8 protein-coding genes are annotated in these 10,757 nt (G+C 72.6%); 5 read left to right on the top strand and 3 right to left on the bottom strand.

Annotation, left to right across the window (positions count from 1 at the left end):
* Positions 1 to 417 precede the first annotated feature (417 nt).
* Both CCS38_RS33675 and CCS38_RS33670 read right to left on the bottom strand, forming a co-directional pair.
* On the bottom strand, positions 418 to 2,058 hold the full coding sequence (locus CCS38_RS33675) for an amidohydrolase (protein ID WP_223737245.1): 1,641 nt from the start codon (positions 2,056 to 2,058) through the stop codon (positions 418 to 420).
* Positions 2,059 to 2,164: 106 nt separating this feature from the next.
* Complete coding sequence (locus CCS38_RS33670; RefSeq protein ID WP_030608595.1) at positions 2,165 to 2,605, bottom strand: Lrp/AsnC family transcriptional regulator; 441 nt, start codon at positions 2,603 to 2,605, stop codon at positions 2,165 to 2,167.
* 207 nt (positions 2,606 to 2,812) lie between these two features.
* Between CCS38_RS33670 and CCS38_RS33665 the strand changes: the two genes are divergently transcribed.
* A complete protein-coding gene (locus CCS38_RS33665) occupies positions 2,813 to 3,226 on the top strand; it encodes a hypothetical protein (protein ID WP_223737242.1) in 414 nt (137 codons plus the stop codon).
* Positions 3,227 to 3,406: 180 nt separating this feature from the next.
* Here CCS38_RS33665 and CCS38_RS33660 read toward each other — a convergent pair whose 3' ends face one another.
* Positions 3,407 to 4,579 carry an acyl-CoA dehydrogenase family protein gene (locus CCS38_RS33660; protein ID WP_223737240.1) on the bottom strand — a complete coding sequence of 391 codons (1,173 nt, stop codon included), beginning with the start codon at positions 4,577 to 4,579 and terminating at the stop codon, positions 3,407 to 3,409.
* A gap of 342 nt (positions 4,580 to 4,921) precedes the next feature.
* Here CCS38_RS33660 and CCS38_RS33655 point away from each other — a divergent pair, with 342 nt between their 5' ends.
* The 4 genes from CCS38_RS33655 to lanKC form a co-directional block, all read left to right on the top strand.
* Entirely contained in the window at positions 4,922 to 6,229 is a 1,308-nt protein-coding gene (locus tag CCS38_RS33655; RefSeq protein ID WP_223737239.1) for a glycoside hydrolase family 18 protein, read from the top strand.
* A 305-nt stretch (positions 6,230 to 6,534) separates the two neighbouring features.
* Positions 6,535 to 7,044 carry a DUF6230 family protein gene (locus CCS38_RS33650; protein ID WP_263302869.1) on the top strand — a complete coding sequence of 170 codons (510 nt, stop codon included), beginning with the start codon at positions 6,535 to 6,537 and terminating at the stop codon, positions 7,042 to 7,044.
* Positions 7,035 to 8,048: a DUF6114 domain-containing protein gene (locus tag CCS38_RS33645; RefSeq protein ID WP_372457191.1), complete on the top strand. Its 1,014-nt coding sequence runs from the start codon at positions 7,035 to 7,037 to the stop codon at positions 8,046 to 8,048. The genes CCS38_RS33650 and CCS38_RS33645 overlap by 10 nt, the downstream gene beginning before the upstream one ends.
* A 165-nt stretch (positions 8,049 to 8,213) precedes the next feature.
* Positions 8,214 to 10,757 (top strand): class III lanthionine synthetase LanKC (gene lanKC / locus CCS38_RS33640; RefSeq protein WP_223737237.1); only part of this gene is annotated, 2,544 nt, incomplete at its 3' end.

The raw sequence follows: 10,757 nt of genomic DNA, 5'->3' as shown, positions 1-10,757 counted from the left end.
ATCCGCGGGGTGCGGATCGGGGCCCGGCGCCCTTCGGGCCGACCTGGGGCCCGCTGGCTGCGGGTCGACCGAGAGCCGTTGTCTACTGAGCGTCCGGGCCCCACCCGGGTCGCACCCGCCGGCCGACTGAAACCTGAACCGTCGCTTCCGTGCCGCAGGGGTGGACCTGGCTCCCAGTTGTGGTGCGCCGTGCGGCGCACCACCCCATGGCCCAGCTGCGTTCGACGGCTGCGCGGAGGTCTGCCGGTCGGACGTCCTTGTGGTGGACTCGGCCGAACCTACCGGCCGCCGACGGGCTCCTGTCAACATCTGTTCTACCTGCGTCGTTTTTGCGTTCAACCAGGTCAGTGCCGAACTGCCGCAGGTAGGGCGAGTACGCGCCGGGCACGTCGCCCGGCGGCACTCGCCGCGGGAGGTTCACTCGTTCGGCCGCTGGAAGACCGTCCGGCCGCCGACGACCGTCCGCAGGCAGCGCGGCAGCTCCTGGCCGGGGGTGAGGTCGGGCAGGCCGGGGGTGCCGGAGCGGGGGTCGGTGGACCAGCGCTCGACGCGCTCGTCGGGGGCCTGGACGAGCAGTTCACCGGTGTGCCAGACCGCGTAGTCGGCGGGCGCGCCCGGCACGAGGACGCCCGCGTCGTCGCGGCCGACGGCCCGCCAGCCGCCGCGGGTGTGGGCGGTGAACGCGGCGCGTGCGGAGATGCCGTGTCCGGGGGTGCGGTGGAAGACGGCGGCGCGGACGGTGCCCCAGGGGTCGAGCGGGGTGACGGGGCTGTCGGAGCCGAGGGCGAGCGGGACGCCGGCCTTGAGGAGGGCCGCGTACGGGTTGAGGGTGCGGGCCCGTTCGGCGCCGAGGCGGGTGGCGTACATGCCGTGCTCGCCGCCCCACAGGGCGTCGAAGGCGGGCTGTACGGAGGCGGTCAGGGCGAGTTCGGCGAAGCCGGCGATGGTGTCCGGGGTGAGCATCTCGCAGTGTTCGATGCGGTGCCGGGCGGCGCGTACCCGGTCCAGGCCGACCCGGTCGGCGGCCGTGCGTACGCCGTCGACGACGGCGGTGAGCGCGGCGTCGCCGATGGCGTGGAAGCCCGCCTGGAGGCCGGCTTCGGTGCAGGCGGCGACGTGCGCGGCGACGGTGTCGGCGTCGAGCAGCGCGTTGCCGGTGTGTGCGGCGTCGGTGTACGGGGCGCACAGGTGGGCGGTGTGCGAGCCGAGCGAGCCGTCGGCGAAGAGGTCGCCCGCCGCGCCGATGGCGCCGAGCTCCCTGATCCGCTCCGCGTCCTTTGCGGTCGTGATGAGTTCGCCCCAGTAGCCGACGACGCGCGGGCCGTCGCCGGCGGCGGCGCGGGCGAGCAGCGCGACGAGGTCGTCCTCGCCGGAGATCTCCGGGCCGGCGCATTCGTGGACGGTGCCGATGCCGAGGGAGGCGGCGTGCGCGAGCGCGGCGGCCTGCGCGTCGGCGCGCTGGGCCGGGGTGACGGTGTCGTACGCGGCCTGCCGGACGGCGTGGTGGGCGTCGCCGGTGAGCGGTCCCGCGGGGTCGAATCCGGCGCGTTCGCGCAGGCCGGGGACGAGGTCCTGGAGGGCGGTGGTGACCGCGGCGGAGTGCACGTCGATGCGGCTGAGGTAGAGCGGGCGGCCGCCGGTGGCCTCGTCCAGCTCGGCGCGGGAGGGCGGGCGGCCCTCGGGCCAGGCGGAGGCGTCCCAGCCGTGGCCGAGCAGTACGCGGTCGGCGGGGCGGGCGGCGGCGAAGGAGCGGATGCGCTCCAGGGCGCCGGAGAGGGACCGGGTGCCGCTGAGGTCGAGGCCGGTCAGGGCGAGCCCGGTGGCGGTGGTGTGCACATGTGCGTCAGTGAACGCGGGGGTCACGAGCGCACCGTCGAGGTCGATGACCTCGTCGACCCCGTCGGCGAAGGAGTCGGCGGCGCCCTCCGAGCCGACCCAGGCGACCGAGCCGCCCTCGACGACCATGGCGGTGGCGAAGGGGTCGGCCGGGCTGTGGACCTCGCCGCGGCGCAGCAGGACGGTGCGGTCGGGGGCCGGTACGGGGGTGCGTTCACTCATACCGGACAGTTTCGCCCCTGCGCGTACCCGGCGGTCGCGCGGGGTGGGTGTGGCGCGGCCGCATCCGGACCGGCGCCGCCCCCTGAGAGCCCGCGGGCCCCGCGCTTCAGATGCGGGGCGGCCGGGCCTCGTACGGCGTGGACAGCACCACGGTCGTACGCGTCGAGACGCCCGCGAGCGTACGGATGCGGGTCAGCAGGTGCTCCAGGTCCAGCGGCGCGGCCACCCGGACCTTGAGGATGTAGTTCTCGTCGCCCGCGACGCTGTGGCACGCCTCCAGTTCGGGGACCTCGGCGAGCCGCTCGGCGATGTCGTCCGGGGCGCTGGGGTCGAAGGGTTTGACCGAGATGAAGGCGGTCAGCGGCAGCCCCACCGCCTCGGGGTCGACGATGGCGGCATAGCCGCGGATCACGCCGCGCTGCTCCAGTCTGCGCACGCGCTGATGCACCGCCGAGGTGGACAGGCCAGTGGCCTTGCCCAGGTCGGTGTAGCTCATCCGCCCGTCCTTGACGAGCAGATCCACGATTTGTCGGTCCAGCTCCTCCACACGATCAACCTACTGTGCCGGAGCACTACGGCGCAGCTCGCGCCGGATCGTGGACACCGTGCGCCCCCTGTGTGACGAACACCACACCCCTCACTCCGTGTCCGGCCGGAAGCCGAGATTATGCAGCGGAGAGGCAGGGAAATGCTCGTGGTGGTCGAGGCCGCCCAACACAGGACGATGGCGGTACTCGCAGCCCACCCGAGGGGGATGGACATCATGCGACGCCCGAAGCAGGAATCCACGCTGGAGAACACTGCCGCCCAGGAGGGCGACAGTTTCCGCGACGACGACTTCGACGCCTTCGACACCGTCGAGCTGTACCGCGTCAGCTGCCCGGACTGCAGGCAGCCCATCGCGCTGCTCGCCGACGAGGACACGCTGCCCGAGCACGCGGTCTGCTCCTCGCCCTGGAACCCCTTCGGCCTGACGGTCTGCCAGGGGTCCGGCCGGGGCGTGGCCGAGACGGCCTCCGCCGATGACGTGCTGGACCCCCAGGCGCAGGACAGCGGCATGCTCCTGACGCTCCCGGAGGGCCTGGACTGGCGTACCCAGCCGTTCTCCCACGTGGGCGGCCCCGGCTCCCGTCCGGTGCACGTCCCCCTGATGCGCCGCCACCGCTGACGCGCCCGCGGCGCGGCAGCCGCGAGGCCGGACGCAGACTTTCACCGTGCGAGTGAGCCACCCGACTCACTCGCACCTCCTTGCCGCTCGATGAGTACCCGCCTTTCACGGCACCGCTTTGACGTGCCGTCAGCAGGTCGGCGCCGTCAGCAGGACTGCGTCATCAGCGGGACCGTGTCATCAGCGGGATTCCGGGCCCGCGAGGTGCCGGGCGATGACCATCCGCTGGATCTGGTTGGTGCCCTCGACGATCTGCAGGACCTTGGCCTCGCGCATATAGCGCTCGGCCGGGAAGTCCGCGGTGTAGCCGTACCCTCCGAGCAGCTGGACCGCGTCGGTCGTGACGCGCATCGCCGCGTCCGAGCAGAAGAGCTTGGCCATGGCCGCTTCCTTGGTGAAGGGGCGGCCCTCGTCCCGCAGCCGGGCCGCGGCCAGGTAGAGCGACCGCCCGGCCGTCACCTGCGTGGCCATGTCGGCGAGCATGAAGCGCAGCCCCTGATAGTCGGCAATGGGGCGGCCGAACTGACGTCGCGTCATGACGTATGCCAGCGCCTCGTCGAGGGCCGCCTGCGCCACGCCCACGGCGCACGCCGCGATGCCCAGCCGGCCGGAGTCCAGCGCGTCGAGCGCGATGGCGAAGCCCTGGCCCTCCTCGCCGAGCCGGCGCGCGTCCGTGATGCGTACGCCGTCGAAGTGCAGTTGCGCCGTGGGCGAGCCCTTCATGCCCATCTTGCGCTCGGGCGCGGCAGCGCTCAGCCCCTCGGCATCGCCGGGCACCAGGAAGGCCGTGATGCCGTGCGCGCCCGCTCCCCCGGTGCGGGCGAGGACCGTGTAGAAGTCGGCGATGCCGCCGTGGGTGGTCCATGCCTTCGTACCGTTCAGGACCCAACCGTCCCCCTCGCGCGTGGCGCGGGTGGTCAGGGACGCGGCGTCCGACCCGGCGGCGGGCTCGGAGAGGCAGTACGCGCCGAGCAGCCCGCCGCCGAGCATCGCGGGCAGATGCTCGGCGCGCTGCTCCTTCGTGCCGTACGCGGCGAGCGCGTGGCAGGCCAGGGTGTGGACGCTGACGCCGAGGCCGACGGTGAGCCGCGCGGCGGCCAGCTCTTCGAGGACCTGGAGATAGACCTCGTACGGCTGGCCGCCTCCGCCGAACTCCTCGGCGTACGCCAGGCCGAGCAGGCCCGACTCCGAAAGCAGCGTGAAGAGCTCGCGGGGGAACCGGCCCGCCTCCTCCTCGGCGGCGGCCGTGGGCGCGATCTCGCGGGCCGCCAGGTCGCGTACGAGCGTCATCAGCTGGCGGGCTTCGTCGGTGGGCAGCCTGCGGTCCACGGGCGCGGGGCCGTACTCGGTCATGGCGGCGCTCTCCTCCCTGTAGGGCACTGCGGCGCGCGCCGCTCGGGTGGCGCGGCGCTGCCGGTCCCACTGCCGCGATGATCTCTCTCCGGGTCGCGGAAGGCGATGACCTGCGGCGGTGGCGCAAGGAGTATGCCCGATACGGCGGCGCCCCTCACCCTTGATCGGCTTCTTCCGTTGGTCGCCGGACCGTGTGCGGGAGTTCAGCAAATTGGTCCAAACCATTGACCGAGTTGGTCTAGTCCTTCTACCTTCTCCCCCGACGCTCCACGCGTTCGGCGCCACTGCGGACGCAGGTCACAGCACTTCCCCCTCGATGGACCCCCACTCCGAGGAGCAACCATGCTCAGACCGCACAAGAAGCGCCTCCACCACGGATTCGCGGCCGTGGCCGCGGCCCTGTGCACCGCCGCGATGGCCGCCGGCGCGCTCACCGGGACCGCCACGGCCGCTCCCGCCGACTCCGCCCCCGCCGCCACCGTCAAGACAGCCGCCAACACCGCTGCCACACAGCCCGCTTCGGCGGGCGCAGGGACCAAGGCGGCCGGCAACAAGGTCGTCGGGTACTTCACCAACTGGGGCGTCTACCAGCGCAATTACCACGTCAAGAACATCGAGACCTCCGGCTCGGCGAACAAACTCACCCACATCAACTACGCCTTCGGCAACGTCACCGGCGGCAAGTGCGCGATCGGCGACGCGTACGCCGACTACGACAAGGCGTACACCGCCGACCAGAGCGTCGACGGCAAGGCCGACACCTGGGAGAACGGGGCGCTGCGCGGCAACTTCAACCAGCTGCGCAAGCTCAAGGCGCTGCACCCGAACCTCAAGGTGATCTGGTCCTTCGGCGGCTGGACCTGGTCCGGTGGGTTCGCCGAGGCGGCCAAGAACCCGGCGGCGTTCGCGCAGTCCTGTTACGACCTGGTCGAGGACAAGCGCTGGGCGGACGTCTTCGACGGCATCGACATCGACTGGGAGTACCCCAACGCCTGCGGCCTGACCTGCGACACCAGCGGCCGGACCGCCTTCACGAACCTCATGAAGGCGCTGCGTGCGAAGTTCGGCAGCTCCAACCTGGTGACCGCGGCGATCACCGCCGACGCCTCCGCCGGCGGCAAGATCGACGCCGCCGACTACGCGGGCGCGGCCCAGTACGTCGACTGGTACAACCCCATGACGTACGACTACTTCGGCGCCTGGGACGCGAAGGGCCCGACGGCCCCGCACTCGCCGCTGACCTCGTACAGCGGTATCCCGAAGGCCGGGTTCAACACCGCCGACACCACCAAGAAGCTCAAGAGCCTGGGCATCCCGGCGAACAAGCTGCTGCTGGGCATCGGCTTCTACGGGCGCGGCTGGAGCGGCGTCACGCAGGACGCGCCGGGCGGCACGGCGACCGGCGCGGCGCCGGGCAAGTACGAGGCGGGCATCGAGGACTACAAGGACCTCAAGGGCCGCTGCCCGGCGACCGGCAAGGTCGGCGGCACCGCGTACGCCAAGTGCGGTGACCAGTGGTGGAGTTACGACACCCCGGAGACCATCGGCACGAAGATGAACTTCAAGAACGAGCAGGGCATGGGCGGCACGTTCTTCTGGGAGCTCAGCGGGGACACCGCGAGCGGCGAGCTGATCAAGGCGATCAGGTAGGCCGACGACTGAAGGCAGGGGGGCGGGCGGCTTCGGCCGCCCGCCCCTTCGTCGTGCCGCACTGTCGACGCACCACTATTGACGCACTGTCAGCAACGGCCCTAATCTCTCGTTCAGCTACCTTCGTTACCGCAAGTAACCGCACGTCAGCGCTGTGACCGTACCGCCATGACCGAGCGCTCCCCCGGGAGGAAGCAGTGGGCAGGAATCAGCGGGCCGTACCGGAAGAAGGCCGCACGTCCTGGAGGAAGAGCGCGGCCGTGGCCGTGCCGGCGGTACTGGCCGTCGGGGCGCTGGCGACCGTGATGGCGCAGGGCGTGCTCGCCGCGTCGTTCGCCGTCTCCGGCACCCACTTCCAGGTGGCTTCGGGCAAGTTGACCAGCGACGGGCTGGCCTCGTACGTGCACACCGACCGCTCCGCCGACGGCACCGGCCATCCGGTCGCCCTGCTCGGCATCGGCAAGGCACGGCTCTCCGACATCTGCCAGTCGGCGCAGGTCGGTACGCCGATGGGGCCGGTGGTCTTCAAGCTCACCGCGGGCGGGAAGGCGGGCCCCGTCACCGCGGACAGCCTCGTCATCGACGGGGAGGACCTGGTCGGTGACGCGCGCTTCGGCACGGCGCAGATCGGCCGGGACGCCTCGACGCTGGACGAAGTACCGGGCATCCGCGGCCCGAAGGGGAAGTTCGGACTGCAGGCCGGTGACATCGAGGTCGCGGGCGTGAAGTCGCACGCCTGGTCGGCCACGGGCGGGAACTTCCGCCTCAAGGGCCTGAAGCTGGGCGTCAGCCTGGACGGCGAGAAGTGCTTCTGAGGCGGCCGCGGCTGCCGGCCGTACTCACGGCGCTGCGAGCGCGGCTGAGGGCGCAGGCGGCTCGGCTGCCCCGGTCCGAGGCGCGGGCCCGGTTCCGCCGGTGGCGGCGGACCCGGCCGTTCTGGGCCGGGCTGCTGCTCGTCCTCGGCGGCGCCGAGCTGCTGCTCGTCCCGCTCTCCCCGCTCGGCGTGCTGGTCAGCCTGGGGCTGGGCGGGCTCGCGGCGCTCGGCATCGGGCTGGCCCTGATCGTGGCCGGAGTGTTCCTGTGGTGCGCCCCGTCCGCGCGGCACTACGTGAGCGTCAACGCGCTGATCCTGTCCGTGATCTCCTTCGCGGCCACCAACCTCGGCGGCTTCCTGGTCGGCATGGGGCTGGGCATCGCGGGCGCGGCGATGGGCTTCGGCTGGACGCCGCTCCCCGAGAGCCCCGAGGGACAAGACCCAGCCTCGCAGGACGGCCCCGCATGCCCGGCCGGCCGTACGGGCCCGTCCACCACCCTCGCCGTGGCCCTGCCCGTCGCCCTTCTCGCCGCGCTCGGGACGCCCGCCACCGAGGCCCGCGCCGCCGGGCCCGGCATTCCCGCCCCCGCTGCCGTCCCCACCGTCACGACCAGCCGTTTCGCGCCGAAGGGCTTCACGCTCGCCGGCGTCGAGGACGTGCCCACCGCGCGCGGCCCCGTCCGGGCGATGGTGCTGAAGATGAAGGCCGCCTCGCTCACCGACTACCGTCTGCTCACCCGTGACGGCAGCGACGAACTGGGACTGGGCGCGACTTCGCTGGAGCTGAGCGGCGACGTCACGCTCTACCTGACGAAGTTCCGCGGCTGCGTGCAAGGGGTGCTCTGCCTGACCTTCACCCCGGACCGGCTGCCCGTGCCGCCGCTGGTGCCGCCCTTCGTGTACATGACCGATGTCTCCGCCGAGCAGGCGCTGGTCACCTCGGACCTGATCGTCGCCGACGGCCTGCGGCTGCGCGCGGACGAGCCGGTGCCGCCGGCCGCCTGATTCCGCGCCGACACCGGCCCGGCCAGGACAAATGTCATGGGTGAGCCGTGCGTTTTTCCCGTGAAGCACGTGACGGACGATGCTGTTCCCCGCCGGGCAACTCTGCGATCGTCGCAAAGAGAGGCCGCAAAGACAGCCCGCGGCCCGGACCGCCGGGAGGGGTCGGTGGACAAGCGCTACGAGGTCTACTGCCTGATGGACCCGCACTTCTACGACGCGCCGGCCCGCGCCCGCAGCGGTGGCACCGCCTTCCCGCAGACGCAACGGCCGGCCCCCGACGGCTGGCGCCGCGCCGAGCTGGACGACTGGATCGTGTTCCGCCCCGCCGGCCGCACGCTGCCCCTCCAGGGCTGGAAGATCCACGTCTCGGCGTGTCTCGACAACGCGGCGGACATCCTCACCGCGGTCCGGGACTACTGCCTCCCGCGCCGGATCGCCTTCAAGTTCCTGCCGGACAAGGACACGCTGCTGCTCGCCAACGCCAAGTACGCCCACCGGGGTTCGAGCGGCAAATTCGTGACGGTATACCCGGCGGACGAGGCGGAGCTGGAGCGGGTGCTCACCGAGCTGGGGCTGCTCCTCGAAGGACAGGCCGGACCGTACATCCTGAGCGATCTGCGCTGGGGCGAGGGCCCGCTGTACGTCCGGTACGGCGCCTTCGCCGAGCGGTACTGCGTCTCCCCGGACGGCGAGGTCCAGCCCGCGATGGAGGACGGCGAGGGCCGGCTGGTCCCGGACGTCCGCACGCCCACCTTCCAGGTGCCCGACTGGGTGGAACTGCCCGGTTTTCTCGCCCCGCACCTCGCGGCGCGCGGCAGCGGCGCCACCCTCGCCGACCTGCCCTACCGCTTCGAAAGCGCCCTGCACTTCTCCAACGGCGGCGGCATCTACGCAGGTGAGGACCTGCGCACCGGCGACCGCGTGGTGCTCAAGGAGGCCCGCCCGCACGCCGGGCTGACACCGGACGGCCGGGACGCCGTCGCCCGCCAGCAGCGCGAACGGGAGATGCTGGAACGGCTGCGCGGCCTGGACTGCGTACCGGCGCTGCACGGTCACTTCGTACGGGGCGACCACCACTTCCTGGTCGAGGAGTTCATCGAAGGGACGGAGCTCAACGACGAGTTCGTCGACCGTTACCCGCTCACCCTCGCGGGCGCGGACGAGGCCGCGACGGCCGATTACACCGCCTGGGCCCTCGGCCTGTACGACCGCGTGGCGCGCGCCGTCGGCGAGGTCCACGCGCGCGGTGTGGTCCTCGGTGATCTCCAGCCGTCGAACATCATCGTGCGCCCGGACGGCGGCGTGGTGCTGATCGACCTCGAAGGGGCGGCGGACGCCGCGGAGGGGCAGCGGCAGGCCCTCGGCGCCCAGGGATTCACGGCACCGCGCGAGGTGCACGGCCCGGCCGTCGACGACTACGCCCTGGCCTGCCTGAAACTCTTCCTCTTCCTGCCGCTGACCGGCCTGCTCTCCCTGGCGCCCGGCAAGGCGGGACAGCTCGCCCGGGAGGCGGCACGCGCGTTCCCCGTCCCCGAGGGGTACTTCGACGCGGCAGTGCGCACGCTCACCGGCGACGGCGGGACGCCCCCGGAGGCACAAGCCGAACCGCGGCTGCGGCCGGACCGCGAGGGCTGGGCGGAGACCCGCGATGAACTGGCGGGCGCCATTCTCGCGGCGGCCACGCCCGAGCGGGACGACCGGCTCTTCCCCGGCGACATCGAGCAGTTCGCCTCGCCCGGCGGCGGGCTGGGCATGGCGTACGGCGCGGCCGGAGTCCTGTACGCGATGGACGTGACGGGCGCCGGCCGGCACCCCGGCCACGAGGAGTGGCTGATCCGGCGCGCCCTGCGCCCCGAGCCCGGGTCCCTGCTCGGCTTCTACGACGGGCTGCACGGCGTCGCGTACGTCCTGGACCACCTCGGGCACCGGCACGAGGCACTGAAGATCCTCGACCAGTGCGCGGGCGAGCAGTGGCTCCGGCTCGGCCTCGACCTCCGGGGCGGGCTGTCCGGCATCGGCCTGAATCTCCTCCACTTCGCGTCGGCGACCGGCGAACCGGCCCTCCAGGACGCGGCCAGGGAAGCGGTGGACGCCGTGGCTGCCCGGCTGGGCCCGGTGGACGCCGTACCGGAAGTGAGCGGCGGCGGCCAGCCGTACGCCGGCCTGCTGCGCGGTTCGTCCGGCCCGGCGCTGCTGTTCCTGCGGTGGTACGAGCACACGGGCGACCCGGCGTTCCTCGACCTCGCCTCGACGGCCCTGCGGCAGGACCTGCGCCGCTGCATGGTCCGCGACGACGGAGTCATGGAGGTCAACGAGGGCTGGCGGACGATGCCCTACCTTGCGGACGGCAGCGTGGGCATCGGCCTCGTCCTGGACGACTACCTGGCACACCGGGAGAACGAGGGGTTCACGGCGGCCGCCGCGATGATCCGCCGCGCCGCCGAGGGCCGCTTCTACGTCGAGCCGGGCCTCTTCGACGGCCTGGCCGGGATGATCCTCCACCTCAGCCGCGCGCACCCCGCCGGCACCGCGGCCGGTCGGGACCCGGCCGTCGCCGACCAGATACGCCGGCTGGCCCGGTACGCCCTCGTCCACGAAGGCCGCCTCGCCTTCCCCGGCGAGCAGCTGCTGCGGCTCTCCATGGACCTCGGCACCGGCAGCGCCGGAGTACTGCTGGCGCTCGGCGCCGCCCTCCACGACTCCCCCGTA

Source organism: Streptomyces purpurogeneiscleroticus (assembly GCF_020024005.1).
In the GTDB taxonomy this organism is placed as follows: domain Bacteria; phylum Actinomycetota; class Actinomycetes; order Streptomycetales; family Streptomycetaceae; genus Streptomyces; species Streptomyces purpurogeneiscleroticus.
This window is presented reverse-complemented; position numbering and strand designations above follow the sequence as displayed.